The organism is Pseudomonas sp. F-14 TE3482 (genome assembly GCF_053629455.1).
The window spans coordinates 954527-975199 of record NZ_JBRJII010000001.1 but is presented as its reverse complement, the minus strand read 5'-3'; the positions used below and the strand labels follow the sequence as shown (position 1 = coordinate 975199).

Annotated in this window: 20 protein-coding genes and 1 tRNA gene; 15 read left to right on the top strand and 6 right to left on the bottom strand. The window is 59.0% G+C overall.

All coding sequences use genetic code 11. The features are described from left to right. Positions 1 to 15 precede the first annotated feature (15 nt). Both AB7M26_RS04270 and AB7M26_RS04265 read left to right on the top strand, forming a co-directional pair. Complete coding sequence (locus AB7M26_RS04270) at positions 16 to 282, top strand: hypothetical protein (RefSeq protein ID WP_207189013.1); 267 nt, start codon at positions 16 to 18, stop codon at positions 280 to 282. Next, entirely contained in the window at positions 279 to 497 is a 219-nt protein-coding gene (locus AB7M26_RS04265) for a hypothetical protein (protein WP_429375731.1), read from the top strand. Before AB7M26_RS04270 ends, AB7M26_RS04265 begins: the two co-directional genes overlap by 4 nt. Before the next feature lie 67 nt (positions 498 to 564). Here the strand turns inward: AB7M26_RS04265 and AB7M26_RS04260 are convergent, their stop codons facing one another. Next, on the bottom strand, positions 565 to 858 hold the full coding sequence (locus AB7M26_RS04260; protein WP_429375730.1) for a DUF3077 domain-containing protein: 294 nt from the start codon (positions 856 to 858) through the stop codon (positions 565 to 567). 703 nt (positions 859 to 1561) lie between these two features. After that, positions 1562 to 1638 (bottom strand) — tRNA-Arg (locus tag AB7M26_RS04255). Positions 1639 to 1985: 347 nt separating this feature from the next. On the opposite strand from AB7M26_RS04255, the gene gabD reads away from it, so the two are divergent. The 3 genes from gabD to AB7M26_RS04240 all read left to right on the top strand — a co-directional run bounded on the left by gabD (position 1986) and on the right by AB7M26_RS04240 (position 6231). Next, positions 1986 to 3428, top strand: a complete 1443-nt coding sequence (gene gabD, locus AB7M26_RS04250; protein ID WP_429388049.1) for an NADP-dependent succinate-semialdehyde dehydrogenase — start codon at positions 1986 to 1988, stop codon at positions 3426 to 3428. Positions 3429 to 3604: 176 nt separating this feature from the next. Further along, positions 3605 to 4882 carry a 4-aminobutyrate--2-oxoglutarate transaminase gene (gene gabT / locus AB7M26_RS04245; RefSeq protein WP_008068635.1) on the top strand — a complete coding sequence of 426 codons (1278 nt, stop codon included), beginning with the start codon at positions 3605 to 3607 and terminating at the stop codon, positions 4880 to 4882. A 134-nt stretch (positions 4883 to 5016) separates the two neighbouring features. Further along, positions 5017 to 6231, top strand: a complete 1215-nt coding sequence (locus tag AB7M26_RS04240; protein WP_429375728.1) for an HDOD domain-containing protein — start codon at positions 5017 to 5019, stop codon at positions 6229 to 6231. 131 nt (positions 6232 to 6362) lie between these two features. Here the strand turns inward: AB7M26_RS04240 and AB7M26_RS04235 are convergent, their stop codons facing one another. Then, complete coding sequence (locus AB7M26_RS04235) at positions 6363 to 7352, bottom strand: GGDEF domain-containing protein (RefSeq protein WP_123498261.1); 990 nt, start codon at positions 7350 to 7352, stop codon at positions 6363 to 6365. Positions 7353 to 7622: 270 nt separating this feature from the next. Beyond that, entirely contained in the window at positions 7623 to 8807 is a 1185-nt protein-coding gene (desA, locus tag AB7M26_RS04230) for a delta-9 fatty acid desaturase DesA (RefSeq protein WP_063341922.1), read from the bottom strand. Between the two features lie 147 nt (positions 8808 to 8954). Between desA and dibA the strand changes: the two genes are divergently transcribed. The 6 genes from dibA to AB7M26_RS04200 all read left to right on the top strand — a co-directional run bounded on the left by dibA (position 8955) and on the right by AB7M26_RS04200 (position 15406). Next, positions 8955 to 10874 (top strand): phosphodiesterase DibA, encoded by a 1920-nt coding sequence (dibA, locus tag AB7M26_RS04225; RefSeq protein ID WP_123498263.1) that lies wholly within the window; start codon positions 8955 to 8957, stop codon positions 10872 to 10874. 294 nt (positions 10875 to 11168) lie between these two features. Continuing rightward, complete coding sequence (oscA, locus tag AB7M26_RS04220; RefSeq protein ID WP_123498265.1) at positions 11169 to 11351, top strand: sulfur starvation response protein OscA; 183 nt, start codon at positions 11169 to 11171, stop codon at positions 11349 to 11351. Positions 11352 to 11494: 143 nt separating this feature from the next. Then, positions 11495 to 12508: a sulfate ABC transporter substrate-binding protein gene (locus AB7M26_RS04215; protein WP_007899632.1), complete on the top strand. Its 1014-nt coding sequence runs from the start codon at positions 11495 to 11497 to the stop codon at positions 12506 to 12508. A 204-nt stretch (positions 12509 to 12712) separates the two neighbouring features. After that, on the top strand, positions 12713 to 13531 hold the full coding sequence (gene cysT, locus AB7M26_RS04210; RefSeq protein ID WP_123498267.1) for a sulfate ABC transporter permease subunit CysT: 819 nt from the start codon (positions 12713 to 12715) through the stop codon (positions 13529 to 13531). A gap of 12 nt (positions 13532 to 13543) precedes the next feature. Then, complete coding sequence (cysW, locus tag AB7M26_RS04205) at positions 13544 to 14413, top strand: sulfate ABC transporter permease subunit CysW (protein ID WP_123498269.1); 870 nt, start codon at positions 13544 to 13546, stop codon at positions 14411 to 14413. Between the two features lie 3 nt (positions 14414 to 14416). Beyond that, positions 14417 to 15406, top strand: coding sequence for a sulfate/molybdate ABC transporter ATP-binding protein (locus tag AB7M26_RS04200; protein ID WP_123498271.1), 990 nt, complete (start codon positions 14417 to 14419; stop codon positions 15404 to 15406). Between the two features lie 106 nt (positions 15407 to 15512). On the opposite strand, the gene AB7M26_RS04195 is transcribed toward AB7M26_RS04200, so the two are convergent. After that, complete coding sequence (locus tag AB7M26_RS04195) at positions 15513 to 16031, bottom strand: Mpo1 family 2-hydroxy fatty acid dioxygenase (RefSeq protein WP_123498273.1); 519 nt, start codon at positions 16029 to 16031, stop codon at positions 15513 to 15515. Positions 16032 to 16116: 85 nt separating this feature from the next. On the opposite strand from AB7M26_RS04195, the gene AB7M26_RS04190 reads away from it, so the two are divergent. Both AB7M26_RS04190 and AB7M26_RS04185 read left to right on the top strand, forming a co-directional pair. Further along, on the top strand, positions 16117 to 16803 hold the full coding sequence (locus AB7M26_RS04190; RefSeq protein WP_123498275.1) for a Crp/Fnr family transcriptional regulator: 687 nt from the start codon (positions 16117 to 16119) through the stop codon (positions 16801 to 16803). Between the two features lie 110 nt (positions 16804 to 16913). Continuing rightward, a complete protein-coding gene (locus AB7M26_RS04185; RefSeq protein ID WP_123498277.1) occupies positions 16914 to 17279 on the top strand; it encodes a response regulator in 366 nt (121 codons plus the stop codon). Between the two features lie 145 nt (positions 17280 to 17424). Here AB7M26_RS04185 and AB7M26_RS04180 read toward each other — a convergent pair whose 3' ends face one another. Further along, complete coding sequence (locus AB7M26_RS04180) at positions 17425 to 18429, bottom strand: AraC family transcriptional regulator (protein ID WP_429388041.1); 1005 nt, start codon at positions 18427 to 18429, stop codon at positions 17425 to 17427. Between the two features lie 100 nt (positions 18430 to 18529). Between AB7M26_RS04180 and AB7M26_RS04175 the strand changes: the two genes are divergently transcribed. Both AB7M26_RS04175 and AB7M26_RS04170 read left to right on the top strand, forming a co-directional pair. Then, positions 18530 to 19603: a fatty acid desaturase gene (locus tag AB7M26_RS04175; RefSeq protein WP_429388039.1), complete on the top strand. Its 1074-nt coding sequence runs from the start codon at positions 18530 to 18532 to the stop codon at positions 19601 to 19603. Between the two features lie 451 nt (positions 19604 to 20054). Further along, on the top strand, positions 20055 to 20636 hold the full coding sequence (locus AB7M26_RS04170) for an alpha/beta hydrolase (protein ID WP_123498283.1): 582 nt from the start codon (positions 20055 to 20057) through the stop codon (positions 20634 to 20636). Positions 20637 to 20673 lie beyond the last annotated feature (37 nt).

Here is a 20673-nt window from a genome sequence, read left to right as displayed (position 1 = left end):
CAGCGGTCGGCAAATTTGGCATCAACACCCGAAAGCGCGCACTATCGGCCTATAGCCGATGCGTTGGAGGATGCCGTGGCACAAAAAATCGACCGCATCGCCCAAATGCTCAACTGCCCGGTGAAGGGTGAGGAATTACGGCGAGCAGTGACTGAGAGTCGTAAGGAGTTTCTTCTGGCGAAGCAGGCAGAAGAAGCGCTTGAGGAAGACGTTCTTGATGATGAAGTGGTCGAGGACGAAGAGGATGATGATTACGATGAGTTTGACTGGACGACAGAATGAAAAAACCGCTTTGGCGGCCTGTTGCCGTTCTCAACCATAAGCGTCCTGCTGCTCTCCCTTTGCCACACACGGCCTATCAGCAACGAGCTGCAGAAATACGTGAGTCTATTGGCGTCAGCCGTAATGACCCGCGTCCGGCTATTCCTGCCGAAACACTATTTGCCGAGCTTGATGCGCTCATTGATGAGGTTGAAGCAGAGCGTAGCCGCCCTTGAAAACACTCACCCTTGAAATGGCAGGCCCCGAAAAATCGGGGCCTGCCATTTCAAGGGTGAGTTGCCGCTATTCTGCGGTTTGTGGCATCGCTGCCTGCGGTGGTTGCGTCAAAACTTTCACCACATCATCAATCACTGCCTTACCCATCGCAGTCAGATAATGCGCGGCCCACGCGTGGCGATCGGTGTCTCTTGCATAGGCTGCATCCTCAGCAAACGACTTCGCCAGGAACAACAGGTCGGACGCCTGCGCCAACGCTTTGCTGATGGGCACCCCAGCGCTGACATGAAACAGCGGGTCGTCTCCACCGTAGAGGCAGGGCGTGAAGCCGATAGTTTTCAGTTCAGATTGCTCGGTCATTGACCACCTCCGATGTTGGCGAAGCAGTTCATGAAAACGAGCGGTGGGGCGTTACACGATTTGGAATCGAGGTGAGGGGAAAGCCGAAATTTGTACGGATTAATGCTGCGCATAGTTCACTTCCTTGATTTGAGAAGCTGCCGCATCCGATACCAAGCGAATGGGTGGCAGCTGTGCGCAGGTTGGTAAACCGGGGAATCAAGGAAACCGGCACGCCCGAAGGCGTCCCACGCACAGCCGCCATAACACAAGACCACAGACGAAAAAAAACGCCTGCAATCGTGTTGGGGCGCTGTTGCGCCTTATTCCATCGGGTTACCAAGCCCGGTCGCTGAATTGGCAGCGACGGCGGAAGGGTATCGTGCAGGTGGGCCTCCTGCAACCTCGGATATTGGGTCAATGGCAACAGCGAATGTCAGAGCACCAGTGGTCGCTGACTACCCAAGAAACTACCCAAGAAACGCCCAGAAACTACCCAAGAAATGCACGAAGGCCGGCACGCGTCTGACACTGACGCGTGTCGCAGTTGTAAACTTTTAGTTTACAACTGCCCCTTCAGCCCGCTAACCATCGGCTTATACAGCTCGTAAATGTTGCACTTGATGGCCTGATGCGCTCGCCCAAATCAAGATGATTCAGAGTCTCGAAACACCAACAAAAAAGCCCCAGACCCTAAGATCTGAGGCTTTCTCACTTCTACATATGGTGCACCAGGCGGGATTCGAACCCACGACCCCTGCCTTCGGAGGGCAGTACTCTATCCAGCTGAGCTACTGGTGCGACGCGGGCGCCATGATACTCATATGCGCTGCGGGCGTCCATGCTGCTGAATCGTCTGCCTTTTTCAAAAGCGTAACCTGCGTTTGCTACGCTGATCTGAAAAAATAGGCAAATGCGGCGTTTTCGTTCTTTTTTTCGAACAGCCTATTGTCCTTTAACCCCTTTGATCCTAGGATTCGTTTGAGATTTCAAACGCTCTTGTCTGGGTGCTGAACCGCACGAGTTCGATTTGTGCGCTATTTATGTGCTTCAGCCCGGTGAATGATTTCCCTGACGGCAGCCTATAAGGCGCCTTTCTACAATCATAATTCGCTCCGCCTCGCGCGGTGCTGTTAAGGAAAGCCGACATGCAGCTTAAAGACACCCAGTTGTTCCGCCAGCAAGCCTTTATCGATGGCGCTTGGGTCGATGCGGACAACGGTCAGACGATCAAGGTCAATAACCCGGCAACGGGCGAAATTCTGGGCACTGTGCCGAAAATGGGCGCTGCCGAAACCCGCCGTGCGATCGAAGCCGCTGACAGAGCGCTGCCGGCCTGGCGTAGCCTGACCGCCAAGGAACGCGCGAACAAGCTGCGTCGCTGGTTCGAACTGATCATCGAGAACCAGGACGACCTGGCGCGCCTGATGACTCTGGAGCAAGGCAAGCCATTGGCTGAAGCCAAGGGCGAGATCGTTTACGCCGCTTCCTTTATCGAGTGGTTTGCCGAAGAGGCCAAGCGCATCTACGGTGACGTGATTCCGGGCCACCAGCCAGACAAGCGCCTGATCGTGATCAAGCAGCCGATCGGCGTGACCGCTGCGATTACTCCGTGGAACTTCCCGGCCGCGATGATCACCCGTAAAGCCGGCCCGGCCCTGGCCGCTGGTTGCACCATGGTGCTCAAGCCGGCTTCGCAAACCCCGTTCTCGGCGTTCGCCCTGGCTGAACTGGCCCAGCGTGCCGGTATTCCGAACGGCGTGTTCAGTGTGGTGACCGGCAGCGCCGGCGATATCGGCAGCGAGCTGACCGGCAACCCGATCGTGCGCAAACTGTCCTTCACCGGTTCGACCGAAATCGGCCGTCAGTTGATGACCGAGTGCGCCAAAGACATCAAGAAAGTCTCTCTGGAATTGGGCGGCAACGCGCCGTTCATCGTGTTCGACGACGCGGACCTGGATAAGGCCGTCGAAGGCGCGATCATTTCCAAGTACCGCAACAACGGCCAGACCTGCGTCTGCGCCAACCGTCTGTACATTCAGGATTCGGTCTACGACGCGTTCGCCGAAAAACTGAAGGTGGCCGTGGCCAAACTCAAGATCGGTAACGGTCTGGACGACGGCACCACCACTGGTCCGCTGATCGACGAAAAAGCCGTGGCCAAGGTGCAAGAGCACATTGCTGACGCCGTCGGCAAAGGCGCCACCGTGCTGGCGGGCGGCAAGAGCATGCAAGGCAACTTCTTCGAGCCGACCATTCTGACCAACGTGCCGAACAACGCTGCCGTGGCCAAGGAAGAAACCTTCGGCCCATTGGCGCCACTGTTCCGCTTCAAGGATGAAGCTGACGTGATCGCGATGTCCAACGACACCGAGTTCGGTCTGGCCTCGTACTTCTATGCTCGCGACCTGGGCCGTGTGTTCCGTGTGGCTGAAGCCCTGGAATACGGCATGGTCGGCGTCAACACCGGGTTGATCTCCAACGAAGTCGCGCCATTCGGCGGCATCAAGGCGTCGGGCCTGGGCCGTGAAGGCTCCAAGTACGGCATCGAAGATTACCTGGAAATCAAATACCTCTGCCTGGGTATCTGAGTCCATTGCTTCAAGCGCAAAGGGCACGAGAGCGCTGTCCCTTTGCGATGCTTCAAACGGAATTTTCTCTGTGGCCGGGAAAGCTGTGGCAGTCGATCATCGCATGCTGCCGTAGTTGCCTCCCCGCCGCATTTTCCTTGAACCACGCCGCCCGATGAGCGGTGAATGAGGACACTATGAGCAAGACTAACGCATCCCTGATGAAACGCCGCGAAGCCGCTGTACCGCGCGGTGTTGGCCAGATTCACCCGATCTTCGCCGAGTCCGCGAAGAACGCCACCGTGACCGACGTTGAAGGTCGCGAGTTCATCGACTTCGCCGGCGGTATCGCTGTGCTGAACACCGGTCACGTGCACCCGAAAATCATCGCCGCCGTGACCGAACAGCTGAACAAGCTGACCCACACTTGCTTCCAGGTTCTGGCGTACGAGCCGTACGTGGAAGTGTGCGAAAAAATCAACGCCAAGGTGCCGGGTGATTTCGCCAAGAAAACCCTGCTGGTGACCACCGGCTCCGAAGCCGTGGAAAACTCCATCAAGATCGCCCGCGCCGCCACTGGCCGTGCCGGGGTGATTGCGTTCACCGGCGCTTACCACGGTCGCACCATGATGACCCTGGGCCTGACCGGTAAAGTCGTGCCTTACTCGGCCGGCATGGGCCTGATGCCAGGCGGCATCTTCCGCGCGCTGTACCCGAACGAATTGCACGGTGTGAGCATCGACGATTCGATCGCCAGCATCGAACGCATCTTCAAGAACGACGCCGAGCCGCGTGACATCGCTGCCATCATCATCGAGCCGGTTCAGGGCGAAGGTGGTTTCTACGTCGCGCCTAAAGAGTTCATGAAGCGTCTGCGCGCTTTGTGCGACCAGCACGGCATTCTGTTGATCGCTGACGAAGTACAGACTGGCGCTGGCCGTACCGGCACTTTCTTCGCCATGGAACAGATGGGCGTTGCTGCCGACCTGACCACCTTCGCCAAATCCATCGCTGGCGGTTTCCCGCTGGCCGGTGTGTGCGGCAAGGCCGAATACATGGACGCCATCGCTCCAGGCGGCCTGGGTGGTACTTACGCCGGTAGCCCGATCGCTTGCGCCGCGGCCCTGGCCGTGATGGAAGTGTTCGAAGAAGAGCACCTGCTGGATCGCTGCAAAGCGGTTGGCGAGCGTCTGGTGACTGGCCTGAAAGCCATCCAGGCCAAATACCCGGTCATCGGCGAAGTGCGTGCCCTGGGTGCGATGATCGCGGTCGAGCTGTTCGTCGACGGCGACAGCCACAAGCCGAACGCTGCTGCTGTGGCATCGGTTGTGGCCAAGGCGCGTGACAAGGGCCTGATCCTGCTGTCGTGTGGCACCTACGGCAACGTTCTGCGCGTACTGGTACCGCTGACCTCGCCGGACGAGCAACTGGACAAAGGTCTGGCGATCATCGAAGAGTGCTTCGCCGAGCTCTGATTGATTTGTGATCTGATCGACAAAAAACCCGCTTCGGCGGGTTTTTTTATGGTGCTTGAAACACATCGGGGCAATTGAGCTGTATCGAATGGCCATCATTGACTAAGGTGCAAGCATTGCCGTTGGAGTGTGCGATGACTGCTGTGGTGTTACCCGCTGTGCCGCGTGTGCTGATTGCCGAGGCCGACCCCTGGTCCCGCGACCTGCTCAAGCAGGTGTTGTTGAATGTGCGCTGTGACGCGCGGCTGGACCTGTGTGCCGATGGCCAGGAAACCTTGCAGCTGTTGGCGGAAAACCCTTATGACCTGGTGATCGTCGACTGGGAGTTGCCTGGCGTTGATGGCCTGAATGTTCTGCGCAGCGTCCGGCAGCGTAAGCGTAATCCGCCGCTGCCCTTCATTCTGATGAGCAGCCGCAACGACAGCGCCAGCGTGCGCGAAGTCTTGCCCCTGGCGCCCACGGCGTACCTGACCAAACCCTTGAACATCGAAAGCCTGACCCAGCGCCTGCAGGATTTGTTGCTGAACGCCGGCGAAGAGGTGTCCTGCGAGGCGCCGTCATTGGCCCCAGGCATGACCTTGTCGGTGTACCTGGAGCGACGTCGCGAACTGGCGGAGGGTGCGCCGTTGATGACCGATGTGCAGGTGGCGATCAAACGTAGCCTCAACCCCAATGGCCTCGATCTGACGCGGCTGGAAGACGAAATCCGCACCGACCCGCAAATTACCGCTGTCCTGATCGCCGCCGCCAACAGCGCAGCCCAGCATCATGGCGTCGCTGTGCAAACCCTGGCCCAGGCGCTGCAACGCTTGGGCACCGGGCAAAGCATGAACCTGATTCTGGGGCTCGCTCTCAAACGCAGTGCCCGACTCAGTGATCCGCAGCTGGCGGACTATGCCGAGCGTTATTGGCAGTTGTCGCTGCACACCGCCGAATACGCCCGGACACTGGCGCGTTTGCTGGATCTGGATCAGGCGCGCTGTTATTGCGCGGGCATGCTGCATTGCCTCGGCGACCTGGCGTTGCTGCGTTGTTTGCAGGAGTGGAAGGAGGCTGGCGGAGAGCTGGATGAGTGGGAAGAGGTCGGCGATGCCTTGGCTGAATTCGGCGCGGCCTATGGTTCGGCGCTACGGACCCGCTGGCGCCTGCCCTTGGAGCTGCGGGAGCTGATTGCGGCGGTTTACCAGTTCGGTGGCGGGGTTTACTCCCGCGAAGCGCTGGTGATGAACATGGCCGCGCAACTGGCGCGCCTGACCGAGCATGAGGGGATCGAGGCACTGGCCAAGAGCCGCACAGCGCGATTGCTCAAGATCGGATTGCCGGAGCTGATGCGTTTGCGCAAAAAATAAGCTTTATGCAATACCTGTGGGAGCGGGCTTGCCCGCGATGAGGGTCTGACAGTCAGCATTGATGTGGCTGATAGTCCGCCATCGCGGGCAAGCCCGCTCCCACAAGTTTTGCGTTGAATTTCGATTCGAGCTCAGCCAGAAATGATGCGGTTCTTGCCCTGGCGCTTGGCCTGGTACATCGCCGCATCGGCGCGGGCGAACAGGCTGTCGATGCTTTCATCCTCGTGTGTAAGGCTGCTCAGGCCCTGGCTGACGGTGATGCCGAAGGTCTGGTCGTCATGGCTGAAGCTTAACCGCTGAATTTCCCGTTGCAGGCGCTCGGCCACTTGCATGGCCATGTCCGGTGCACAGCCGGGAAACACCGCCGCGAATTCTTCACCGCCGATCCGTCCGAACAGATCACCACGCCGCAGGGCCGCGCGACCGCTCTCGGCGATGCGTTGCAGCACCTTGTCGCCTTCCTGATGGCCGTAGGTGTCATTGACCACTTTGAAGTCATCGATGTCCAGCAGCAGGAACGCCATCGGCGCACCGTTCAACCGTGCCTGCTCGAATTCGCGATGGGCGCATTCGAAGAAGTGTCGGCGATTGCTGCTTTGGGTCAACACGTCGGTGCTGGCCAGATGTTGCAGCTCGGCTTCCATCTGCTTTTTTTCGGTGATGTCTTCGGCAATGCCGACGATGATCACTGGTTGACCTGGCTCGGCCTGACGGTTGATGAAACACTTGTCGCTGAGCCAGCGCACCTGGCCGTCGGCAGCGATGATGCGGTACTCGCGGTCTTCAACGGCGCCTTTGACCAGCACCTGCGCGAGGCTGCGCTCGGCGTAGTCCAGATCGTCGGGATAGACGCTGTCGCGCCAGTGGTTGTAGTCGGACAGCAACAGACCGGCGGGGCGGCCGAAAATCCGTTCATAGGCCGGGCTGACGTAAAGCACCTGGCGGGTTTCCCAGTTATATGCCCAAAGCACGGCGTTGACGCTGACCAGCAGCGAGCTGAACAGCTGTTCGCGTTCGCTAAGGCGCGCCACTTCACCCTGGGCATGCATCAGAGCCATCAGGGTTTGCGCGGCCTCGGGCCACTGTGGAAGGGATGTGTCTTGTAGGTTTTTATGGACCATCGGCACAAATCTCAAAGGGCATGCCGCTATGTCGACAGCGGCCAAAAACAGAGCCCGCCTGGATGGCGAAGTGTCTTTGAGATAGGGGATTTGAAGCGAAGTTCCCGGTATTTGTGGTGATGGGGGAGGAGGCCGCTGGGCGGTACTGGCGACGCGTTTTTTTCAACTAAAACGCGTCGTCAGGTTTTACGTCTGCTGCGCAGCCGAGCGGGAGCAAGCTCCCTCGCCACAGGCAAGCCTCTTCAGCAGAGGCAAGCCGTTATCAGAGGATCAGGCGTTGGCAGGGCGCAGGGAGTAGGTTTTCAACTGGCCGGCGAAGTCACGCAGGGATTGAATCCCGCTGGCCTCGGCCTCGTGTACCCAGTCCTTGATGGCAGCCAGCATGTCGTGACCATTTGAGCTGGTCTTGACCCAGATCTGTTGCAAGGCCAGGCGTTTCTCGTAAATTACCTTCAGCGCCTGGCTGTGCTCGAGCATGGTCTGGATGCGCATATGGTGCTTGTCGTCCAGCAGGCTGGTTTCCCGCGACAGCAAACGCTTGGCCCGGTGGAACTGATGACGGACCGAGTGATCGACCTTTTCCAGCTCTTGCTTGACCAGCGGCGCGATCACCAGCTTGCGGTACTGGGCCATGATCTGGAAGCGATTGTTGAGGATCGCCATGGCAGTGTCCATGTCCAGGCTGCCTTTGCCTTCAACGCGGTGGGCGATCGGCGCAACCCGCTGGACCTTGGCCAGACGCAGGAAACTGAAAACCTGGATCCAGGCCCAGCCGAGGTCGAACTCCCATTTCTTCACCGACAGTTTGGCGGAGTTAGGGTAGGTGTGATGGTTGTTATGCAGTTCTTCGCCGCCGATCAGGATGCCCCAAGGCACCAGATTGGTCGCCGCATCGCGGCATTCGAAGTTGCGGTAGCCGATGGCATGGCCCAGGCCATTGACCACGCCGGCGGCCCATACCGGGATCCACATCATCTGGATGGCCCAGATGGTGATGCCGATGGTGCCGAACAGTAGCAGGTCGATGACGCCCATGATCGCCACACCCAACAGCGGGAAGCGGCTGTAGAGGTTGCGTTCGATCCAGTCTTCGGGGCAGTTCTTGCCGTAGATGCGCAGGGTCTCGGGGTTTTCCGCTTCGGCGCGGTACAGCTCGGCGCCTTTGCGCAGAACGGTGGACAGCCCCTTGATGACCGGGCTGTGCGGGTCGTCGACGGTTTCGCATTTGGCGTGGTGTTTGCGGTGGATAGCTGTCCACTCGCGGGTGTTCTGCGCCGTGGTCAACCACAGCCAGAAGCGGAAGAAATGTTTCAGGCCGGCATTGAGCTCAAGCGAGCGATGGGCTGAATAGCGATGCAGATAAACCGTGACGCCGACGATCGTCACGTGGGTCATCAGTAGGGTGACAGCCACCAGTGACCAGGGCGATAAGCCAAGAAAACCTTCGTACCACATAGCCTATAGGACCCTCGATAAAGAAAAAAACAGCCGTTGCATTATCACTTAGCCCACAGATAAAACCAGTCGCCCTTTCAGATAAGAGTGGCTGGATGTGTCTTTAATCTATAATTCCAGCCTTTTTGTAGGGACATGGACGCTCTAATGTCAGCCACCTATCGCGATGCTTTGCGTGCAGCGCTGCTCTACCTGGTGCTTTCCGTAACCTGGCTCCAGTTTAGTGGTTATTTATTGAACAGGTTCTTCGATAATTCCACCGACCTGCTGCGCTGGCAGCTGATCAACGGTTATGCCTGGGTGGCGTTCAGTGCCGGGCTGATCTTCATAGCACGGGCACGATTGTTTCGCTGCCTGGGTGTCGGCGCCAAATTGCGCGAGCGCAATGCCGACCGGGAGCGTTTACGTCAGGCGGCAGCGGTGTTCGATTGCACCCGTGAAGGGGTGCTGGTCACTAATAGCAACGGGTTGATCGTCCATGTGAACCGGGCGTTCATGGAAATCACCGGCTACCAGCGCGAGGAAGTGCTGGGGCAGCGACCGAACATGTTCAAGTCGGGCCATCACCCGCCGGGTTTCTACCAAGCGATGTTCACGACACTCGACAGCCTCGGCGAGTGGAGCGGGGAAATCTGGAACCGCCGTAAAAACGGCGAGATCTACCCGCAATGGCAGACGATCCGCCTCATTCGCGACGAGCAGGGGCGGCTCAGCCAGTACGTTGCGGTGTTTTCCGACATCAGCGCGATCAAGAACTCCGAACATGAATTGACGCACCTGGCCCATCACGATCCGTTGACCGATCTGCCAAATCGCCTTCTGCTAACCGACCGTGCCGGGCAGGCCGTGGCTTCGGCGCAGGTCCATAAGCGCGGTTGTGCGTTGCTGATGATCGACCTCGATCATTTCAAGTTGATCAATGACAGTCTCGGTCACAGTGTCGGTGACCAACTGCTCAAGGCTGTGGCTGAGCGCCTGAATGCCTTGTTCGGCCCGGGCAACACGCTGGCGCGGCTCAGCGGCGACGAATTTGCGGTATTGACTGAAAACTGCCCGCAACCGGGGCATGCCGCGGCGCTGGCTCAGCGAGTCATCGATGGCCTTAAAGAACCGTTCCAGATCGACGGGAATCCGCTATTTATCAACGCCAGCCTCGGCATCAGCCTGTTCCCCAGCGATGCCTTGAGTGCCGAGCAACTGTTGCGCAACGCCGATTCGGCGCTGTTCAAGGCCAAGAGCGCTGGGCGCAATGGCTATGCCCTCTACACTGAAGAATTGACTGCGCATGCCCAGCAGCGCGTCGAGATCGCGTTCCAACTGCGCCAGGCGCTGGAGCAGGAGCAATTGCGGGTTTATTACCAGCCCGTGCATGACCTCAAAACCCGTCGCCTGATCGGCGTCGAGGCGCTGGTGCGCTGGGAGCATCCGCAACGTGGGTTGGTGTCGCCGGCTGAATTCATCCCCATCGCCGAACGCACCGGGCTGATTGCCGAGATCGATGCCTGGATCATGCGTCAGGCCTGCCAGCAGATGTGCCAGTGGCAAGCGGCGGGCGTGGTGTTGTCGTTTGTCGCGGTGAACGTTTCTTCTCGCCTGTTTGCCCGCCGCGAGTTGTATCAGCAAGTGGCTCAGGTGCTGCACGACACGGGCCTGGATCCGGCGTATCTGGAGCTGGAAGTCACCGAAAGCGCGGTGATGGAAGACCCGGAAGTGGCGCTGGAGCAGATGCATCGTTTACGCGAGTTGGGCGTGCGGCTGGCCATTGATGATTTCGGTACGGGCTATTCATCATTGCTGCGGCTCAAGCGTCTGCCGGTGCAGAAGCTCAAGATCGATCAGGGATTTGTCGCAGGGTTACCGAGTGATGAGGATGACGTGGCGATTGTGCGGGTGATTATTGCGCTGGCGCAGAGCATGGGGCTGCAAGTGCATGCCGAGGGGATCGAGCAGGTCGAGCAGGCGAGTTTCCTGCTCGAACACGACTGCGATCTGGGGCAGGGGTACTGGTTTGGGCGGCCAGTGCCGGCGACATTATTGGATTGGGCCCGAGCACCAACGATCGGATGAGCGCCTGATCTGCTTTTTGTGGCGAGGGGGCTTGCCCCCGTTGGGTCGCGTAGCGGCCCCAAATTTTTGCGTCTGCTACGCAGCCGAACGGGGGCAAGCCCCTCGCCACAGGGTTTTGTGTGCCCTTGAAAGTAGTTGGTCCTCCACAACCCTTTGCTTCATCAGATAATGCATTCTGGTTATATAAACATTCTTAAATAGTCTTTTTAAGAATATCTGCGCCTATCTACTATTGCTCTCACGCCGTAAGCAGTGCCCGCCACTGCCAGGCACATCTCATTAAGGAGCAGCACCATGAGCGCATCCCTACGTAGTGTTGACGGGCAGGACGAAGCCACCATTTTGCGTGAGATCCAGAGCGCTTTGCGCGATCTGCGCTTTGGCGCGGTGGAAATCACCGTGCACAACGCCCAGGTGGTTCAGATCGAACGCAAAGAGAAATTCCGTTTGCAGAACCCAGTCAACAAGCCGAGCTGAAGCGAAAGATCAAAAGATCGCAGCCTTCGGCAGCTCCTACGCGCCTGTGGGCGCCGCCGAAGGCTGCGATCTTCGAACAGGCAACCCGATTCCAGAAATCCATAAGAAAAGCCAACACATCAAGAATTCCAGGAGCTTTCACCATGTCGTCGATTCGTCATTTTGCTTTGGCCGCCCTGGCCAGTGCCCTTTTTGCTGGTTCCGCGGTTGCCAAGGATTACGAGCTGCTCAACGTGTCGTATGACCCGACCCGTGAGCTGTACCAGGAGTACAACGCCGAGTTCATCAACTTCTGGAAAAAAGACCACGCTGGCGACAACGTGAAAATCCAGCAGTCCCACGGTGGTTCGGGCAAGCAGGGCCGGGCGGTGATCGACGGTCTGCGGGCCGACGTGGTGACCCTGGCCCTGGCCGGTGACATCGACGAAATCGCCAAGCTCGGCAAGAGCCTGCCGGCCGACTGGCAGAAGCGCCTTCCGGAAGCGAGCACGCCTTACACCTCGACCATCGTGTTCCTGGTGCGCAAGGGCAACCCGAAAGGCATCAAGGACTGGGGCGACCTGACCAAAAACGGCGTGGAAGTCATCACCCCGAACCCGAAAACCTCCGGCGGGGCGCGCTGGAATTTCCTCGCGGCCTGGGCCTATGGCCTGAAAGCCAACGGCGGTAACGAAGCCAAGGCTAAAGAGTACGTGCAGACCCTGTTCAAACACGTGCCGGTGCTGGACACCGGTGCTCGTGGCTCGACCATCACCTTCGTCAACAACGGTCAGGGCGACGTGTTGCTGGCCTGGGAAAACGAAGCCTTCCTGGCGTTGAAAGAAGACGGCGGCGCTGACAAATTCGACATCGTCGTGCCTTCACTGTCGATCCTGGCCGAACCACCGGTGGCCGTGGTCGACAAGAACGCCGAGAAAAAGGGCAACACCGACATCGCCGAGGCGTACCTCAAGCACCTGTACAGCCCGGCCGGCCAGGAAATCGCGGCGAAAAACTTCTATCGTCCACGTGACAAAGAGGTGGCCGCCAAGTACGCCAAACAGTTCCCGACACTGGAACTGGTGACCATCGACAAGGACTTCGGCGGCTGGAAAACCGCGCAACCGAAATTCTTCAATGACGGTGGCGTGTTCGACCAGATTTATCAGGCGCAGTAACCTGAAATAGATCAGCCAATGCGCATTCCATGTGGGAGCGGGCTTGCTCGCGAAGACAGCGGCACAGTCAACATTGATGTCGCCTGACACACCGCCTTCGCGAGCAAGCCCGCTCCCACAGGTTTAGCACTTAAGTGGCTGGCATTGGCTAACGGGCCCCGATTTCACCGTCGGGGCTTAGCGCGTTCTCAACCAAGGACTTTTATGTCGCGTCGTATCTCCCCCGTCATACCCGGCTTCGGGCTGACGCTGGGCTACACCTTGGTGTACCTCAGCTTGATTGTGCTCATTCCACTGGCGGCGATGTTCGTGCATGCCGCTCAACTGACCTGGGACCAGTTCTGGGCGATCATCTCGGCGCCACGGGTGCTGGCGGCGTTGAAGCTGAGCTTCGGCACCGCGCTCTATGCCGCGATCATCAACGGCATCATTGGCACGCTGCTGGCCTGGGTGCTGGTGCGCTACACGTTCCCGGGACGCAAAGTCATCGACGCGATGATCGACTTGCCCTTTGCTTTGCCCACAGCGGTGGCCGGTATCGCGCTGACCGCGCTGTACACCCCCACCGGCCTGGTGGGTCAGTTCGCGGCGGATCTAGGCTTCAAGATCGCGTATACCCCCCTCGGCATCACGCTGGCGCTGACTTTTGTAACACTTCCATTCGTAGTACGTACGGTACAGCCTGTACTGGCCGATATTCCCCGTGAAGTGGAGGAGGCGGCGGCTTGTCTCGGGGCAAAACCGTTGCAGGTTTTCCGTCATATCCTGATGCCCGCGCTGTTGCCAGCCTGGCTGACCGGTTTCGCCTTGGCCTTTGCCCGTGGGGTCGGCGAGTACGGCTCGGTGATTTTCATCGCCGGCAACATGCCGATGAAAACCGAGATTCTGCCGCTGCTGATCATGGTCAAACTCGACCAGTACGATTACACCGGCGCCACCTCCATTGGTGTACTGATGCTGGTGGTTTCCTTTGTCCTGTTGCTGCTGATCAACTTGCTGCAGCGGCGCATCGAAACCCCATAAGGAGGCGCAAAAATGTCCCAATCGTCTATTGCCGCAGCCTCCTCGAACGCCGCCCGCCGTGGCAGTGCCACGTCGCGCCGAGTCCTGATCGGCCTTGGCTGGCTGATCTTCGCGCTGTTTCTGTTATTGCCGTTGTTCATCGTGGTGTCCCAGGGCCTGAAGCTGGGCCTGGGTGCGTTCTTCACCGCGATCTTCGAGCCGGACGCCTTGTCGGCGTTGAAACTCACCGTGATTGCGGTGCTGATCTCGGTGCCGCTGAACCTGGTGTTCGGTGTCAGCGCGGCATGGTGCGTGAGCAAATACTCGTTCCGTGGCAAGAGCATGCTGGTGACGCTGATCGACTTGCCGTTCTCGGTGTCGCCGGTGATCGCCGGTCTGGTCTATGTATTGATGTTCGGTGCTCAGGGCCTGTTCGGCCCGTGGTTGCAGGATCACGACGTCCAGATCGTCTTCGCCTTGCCGGGCATCGTGCTGGCGACGATTTTCGTCACCGTGCCGTTCGTGGCCCGTGAGCTGATCCCGCTGATGCAGGAACAAGGCACTCAGGAGGAAGAGGCCGCGCGCCTGCTTGGCGCCAATGGCTGGCAGATGTTCTGGCACGTCACCGTTCCCAATATCAAATGGGGCCTGATCTATGGCGTGGTGCTCTGCACTGCGCGAGCGATGGGGGAGTTCGGTGCGGTGTCGGTGGTTTCCGGGCACATTCGCGGGGTGACCAACACCCTGCCGCTGCACGTCGAGATCCTCTACAACGAATACAACCACGTGGCCGCGTTCGCCGTGGCGAGCCTGTTGCTGATCCTGGCGCTCTTCATCCTGCTGCTCAAGCAGTGGAGCGAAAACCGTATTAACCGCCTGCGCGCCAGCGCCGCGGAGGAATAAGTCATGTCGATCGAAGTGCGTAACGTCAGCAAAAACTTCCACGCGTTCAAGGCGCTGGACAACATCAGCCTGGACATTCAAAGCGGCGAGCTGGTGGCGTTGCTGGGGCCGTCCGGCTGCGGCAAGACCACGTTGCTGCGGATCATCGCCGGCCTGGAAACCCCGGATCAGGGCAACATCGTGTTCCACGGTGAAGACGTCTCCGGCCACGACGTGCGTGATCGCAATGTCGGTTTCGTGTTCCAGCACTACGCTCTGTTCCGGCACATGACGGTGTTCGACAACGTCGCGTTCGGCCTGCGAATGAAGCCGAAAAACCAACGCCCGAGCGAGAGCCAGATCGCGGTTAAAGTCCACGAACTGCTGAACATGGTGCAACTGGATTGGTTGGCCGATCGTTACCCGGAACAACTCTCCGGCGGCCAGCGTCAGCGCATCGCATTGGCCCGTGCCTTGGCGGTGGAGCCGAAGGTTTTGCTGCTCGACGAACCCTTCGGTGCGCTGGATGCCAAGGTCCGTAAAGAGCTGCGTCGCTGGCTTGCACGGCTGCACGAAGACATCAACCTGACTTCGGTGTTCGTGACCCACGACCAGGAAGAGGCGATGGAAGTCGCCGACCGTATCGTGGTGATGAACAAGGGCGTGATCGAGCAGATCGGCTCACCGGGCGACGTCTACGAAAACCCGGCCAGCGATTTCGTCTATCACTTCCTTGGCGACTCGAACCGTCTGCATTTGGGCGAAGACCGGCACGTGCTGTTCCGTCCCCACGAAGTGTCGCTGTCGCGGCATGAACTGGAAGACCACCACGCGGCGCAAGTGCGGGATATTCGTCCGCTGGGCGCGACCACGCGGGTGACGCTGAAGGTTGAAGGCCAAAGCGAGCTGATCGAGGCTGAAGTGGTGAAAGACCACGACAGCCTGGTTGGATTGGCCAAGGGTGAGACGTTGTTCTTCAAGCCCAAGGTCTGGCAGAAAGTCGCCAACATCTAAAGCAAAAGCATCGCGGGCAAGCCCGCTCCCACAGTGAATCTGCGTTGAACACATATCTGTGGCCAACCCAAAACCCTGTGGGAGCGGGCTTGCCCGCGAAAGCGATCTACGTCGCAGCACCTTTCTGACGCAAACGCACACCACCCACTCGCGCCTCGATCTGCTCTTTCAGCTCACGCCGCATCCCGAGCAAAAACGCCAACTCAACCACCACGAACAGCGGCCCGACAATCAATCCCGTCACGTCATCGACAAACGCCGGTTTGCGTCCCTCGTAATAATGACCGACAAACTGAATCGCCCATCCCACCACAAACATCCCGATACCGCTGGCCAGCCAGACCAGCGTACTTTGCTGCGCGAGAGCCTGACCCGCCCAAATGCACAGACCGAGCAACACGGTCATCAACACCCCAAGACGCACCTCCAGGCGCAGGTAAAACCACGCCGATGCCATCGCGACCAGCACCGCCGGCGAAACCCAGCCTGCGCCCCATTGCGGCCGCGACAGCAACACCGCGACCGCCACTACAATCAGCGGGATACCGATAAAGTGGCTGGCAATATTGCGCGGGTCACGGTGGTAGGCGGCGTATTGACTGAGATGGTCAACGAGGCTTTTCATTGTTATTCCTCCTGTAGGGTGATGGATGATGCCCCGGGTTTTATCTCTCGCTCTGTCAGCCAGGCGACAATCTCCAGGAGTTTTCATGGACATGCAGGTTTGGCGTTCGCGCCTGGATACGGGGCAGTGGTTCAGTCATTTACCTGTTCCTTTACAGGATAGTCTGCTGGCTGCGGCCCGGGTTCGGCGCCTGCCGTCGGGGCAACTGCTATTCAAACGCGGTGATCCGCCATGCGGGCTGTATGCAGTGCTTGAAGGGGCGTTGCGCATTGGCGCGGTGAGCGAGCAGGGCAAGGAAGCGCTGCTGAGCCTGGTGGAAGCGCCGCACTGGTTCGGCGAAATCTGCCTGTTCGATGGCCAGCCGCGAACCCACGATGCCTACGCCGTTGGCCAGTGCATCCTGTTGCACATCCCGCAGGCGACGCTGCTGAAGGTGCTCGACCAACAACCGGTTTACTGGCGGCAACTGGCGTTGCTGATGAGCCACAAACTGCGCCTGACCTTCATCAACCTCGAACAGCTAAGCCTGATGCCAGCTCCGGCGCGCCTGGCCCATCGCTTGCTGATGATCGCCGAGGGTTACGGTGAAATCGATCCGCCGCGCTGTGTCCTGCAACTGCCTCAGGAGCAACTGGCGTCGATGCTGTCGCTGTCGCGCCAGACCACAAACCAGCTCCTCAAGGATTTGCAGGGGCAAGGGGTTGTGGATCTCAAGTACGGCGAGATCGAGATTCTGGATGCCGAGCGGTTGCGGGCGTTAGCAATGATTTGACGTGCACCTGTAGGCGCTGCGAAGACTGCGATCTTTTGAAATCACCACGGTATTGATGGGCTTTATCCGCGAACGCGCCTAGCCTGTGACGACGACAATCGAGGTGTGCCATGCGTGTGTTGCTAGTGGAAGACGAACCCGAGACCGCTACCCTCCTGGCCAAAGGCTTGAGCGAAGCGAGTTACGTGGTGGATGTGGCGCTCAATGGCATGGACGGCCGGCGCTTTATCGAGTCCGGTGAGTACGAACTGATCATCCTCGACGTGATGCTGCCGGGACTCAACGGCTGGCAGTTGTTGCAACAGATCCGCAAGCTCGGCGACACGCCGGTGCTGCTCCTCACCACCAGGGACGGCATTGAGGATCGGCTGCGCGGGTTGGAATTGCATGAAGATGATTACCTGCTCAAACCGTTTGCCGTCAGTGAGCTGGTGAAGCGGGTGCGCAAGCTGTTGCGGCGGGATCGCGGGCGATAGCGGTTTCAGTGGTGTTTGAGAAATGGCTATCGCGGGCAAGCCCGCTCCCACAGTGGTTCTGGGTGAATCACAGCAACCGAAAACCCTGTGGGAGCGAGGCTTGCCCTCGAAGAGGCCGGAAAACTCAAAACACCTCTCGGATCTGTCACTGCAACCCATCCCGAAACTGCCCCGGCGTCATTCCAGTCCAGCGTTTAAACGCGCGGCTGAAGCTGCTGGTGTCGGCGAATCCCAGCAGATAACTGATTTCGCCCAACGAGCACAGCGGGTCGCGCAGATGCAGCAGCGCCAGGTTCTCCCGGCTTTCATTGAGCAGCGTATCGAACCGACAACCTTCATCCGCCAAGTGCCGTTGCAGGCTGCGCAGACTCAAGTGCAGCGCCTGGGCGATGCGATCGGCCGACGGTTCGCCTTCGGGTAATTGCTCTTCAATGGCGTCACGCACCTTGCGTTCCCAGGTCAGGGGTTTGAGTTGCGCCAGGGTGCGTTTGAGCACGGTTTCGTTGTGTTCGGCCAGTTCCGGGTTGGCATCGTCCAGGTGACTGTCGAAATCCACCAGGGCGAATTCCAGTCGGTCTTCATCGGCGTTGAAATACACCGGCGAGCGGAACACTTTGTGCCATTGGTGCGGGTCGGCCGGTTCCGGACGGCGCAGATAGACCGCCAGCGGGGCGTAGTCACGGCCCAGGCGATTGCGGCAGGTGCGCACGTAAATCGCCGCGAAGGCGTCGATGGCCTCGAAGGCTGGCGCGGGGTTGTCTGGGGGGATTTTCAGGCGGAAGTAGTAGCGATCCTCGGCGCGGGTCAGTTCCAGATCCAGCGCGTCGCTGACCACCTGGTGATAACGCACGATGCGCTCGAAGACTTCCCGCAGGCTGCCACTGGCCACCAACGCATAACCCAACGCATGAAACGTGGTGGGGCTGACGAAACGCGACACCCGCAAGCCAATCGCCGGGTCGCCGCTGACCTGCACCGCGATTTGCCACAGGCGCGTGGTGCCAGACAACGGGTAACGGGCGTTCGGGTCGTCCATCAAGTGTGGGTCAAGCCCCGCTTGCTGGCACAGGGTTGTGCTGTCGAGCCCCAGCGCTTCGAGCTGCTTGCGCAGTGCGCGGGTCCAGCTGGCGAGGGAGGTCGGTTCAGTCATGTTGAATGGCGCGTCCGGTCAACAGGTTGGCGTTCACGGCTACCGCTCCGTATAGCATCGCAAGGCAGGATGCGAACATCAATAACCAGAGGATGGAAGCATGGACGGTACTTGTGCAAGTCCCCAGCGACTGAATGCAGCACAGCGAGCAGCGCATATTCGCCAGGTGGTATTGGCCAAAGGCGTCGAACTGCGCCAGCGCTACCCGGTTCTTAACCATCAGGACGCCTTGGGCGCGGGCATTCTGGCCTTCGCGTTGGCCGGGATGATCGGTTCCGCAGCGCTGTACATCACCGGGTACATGGCCTGGTGGGTATGCCTGTTGCTCAACGGGTTTTTCGCCTCGCTGACCCATGAGCTGGAGCATGACCTGATCCACAGCATGTATTTCCGTAAGCAACGGGTGCCGCATAACCTGATGATGGGCCTGGTGTGGCTGGCGCGACCGAGCACCATCAATCCCTGGATCCGCCGTCATTTGCACCTCAATCACCACAAGGTGTCCGGCACCGAAGCCGACATGGAAGAGCGGGCGATCACCAACGGTGAGCCGTGGGGAATCGCGCGGCTATTGATGGTCGGCGACAACGTGATGTCGGCGTTCATCCGCATGCTGCGGGCCAAGACCCGGGCGCACAAGTTCAGCATCATCAAGCGTTTTCTGAAGGTTTACGCACCGCTGGCGCTGGTGCATTGGGGGGCGTGGTACGTGTTTCTCGGTTTTCACGCCGCCAGCGGCATTGCGCATCTGCTGGGTGCGCCCATCGAATGGGCGGCGACTACTTTGGCGGTGATGCAGGTGATCGACATCGCGGCCGTCGTGATCATCGGTCCGAACGTATTGCGCACGTTCTGCCTGCATTTTGTCAGCTCGAACATGCACTACTACGGTGACGTGGAGCCGGGGAATGTGATTCAGCAGACTCAGGTGTTGAACCCTTGGTGGATGTGGCCGTTGCAAGCATTCTGCTTCAACTTCGGCAGCAGCCACGGGATCCATCATTTTGTGGTGAAGGAGCCGTTTTACATCCGGCAGATGACCGTCCCGGTGGCGCATGAAGTGATGCGCGAGATGGGGGTGCGGTTCAATGATTTCGGGACGTTCGGGCGGGCGAACCGGTTTGTGCGCAAGGACACCGCCGAGATGCAAGAGGTGCGTGCCGCTCAGGTTTGATGAGGTAACCGGAAACTCAAATGCTGGTCATCAATTTGACCCAAAGGGACGATACGGTGTGACGCAAGCAGCGATTCGAATATGCGATTCAGGCCTATTAAAGTAATTAAATATTCCTTTATCGGATAACCGTTTCAGCCAATTATCGCGTCACAGCGCTGTTGATCAGCGCTAACAGATTTCGAGTTTCCGGGGCCGTCTCCTTGGCAGGGTGCGGCCCCTTTTTTATTCCAGACAAATACCAAACCCTGTGGGAGCGGGCTTGCCCGCGATAGCGTCATTAGCTCCAACATTGTGGGGACTGATCCACCGATATCGCGGGCAAGCCCGCTCCCACAGGAATTTGTTGTATATTCTTTATCGGTCTTAATAAATAGCTTCTTATTCCTTAACGAATATAACTCTCCTCCCTATACTCGGTCACGAACAGACACGCAGCAGGAGAGCCCCCATGCGCAACGAATCAATTCGCTACCTGATTGTGCCGGGCTGGCAAGGATCGCCAGAAGATCATTGGCAAACCCATTGGCAGAACAGCCTGCCAAACAGTGCGCGGGTGGAGCAGGCCGACTGGCTGACGCCTCGTCGTGAGGACTGGGTTGCGGCATTGGCCGAGGCGATTGCCGCCGACAGCACGCCAGTGATTCTGATCGCTCACAGCCTGGGCTGTATCACCGTTGCCCATTGGGCGGCCACGGCCCCACTGAATTTTCTGCGTCAGGTGCGCGGCGCCTTGCTGGTCGCGCCAGCGGACGTCGAGCGCCCGGCCTGTGCACCGGCCTTGCGCAACTTCGCACCGATTCCGACAACGTTGCTGCCGTTCCCGAGCCAGGTCGTCAGCTCCGATAACGACAGTGCCGTGAGTGCGCCACGAGCGCTTGAGCTGGCACGTAACTGGGGCGCCGAGGCGGGGATTTTATCGGGGGCCGGGCACATCAACGTGAAGTCCGGTCATCAGCGTTGGGAGCAGGGTTTTGCGTACCTCTATCGTCTGCAAAACCGCATGGAACAACACGCCCTGCGTCGCGCTTGAACCTTTGTTTTTTTAAAAAACGCCCCCGTCTGCCGGC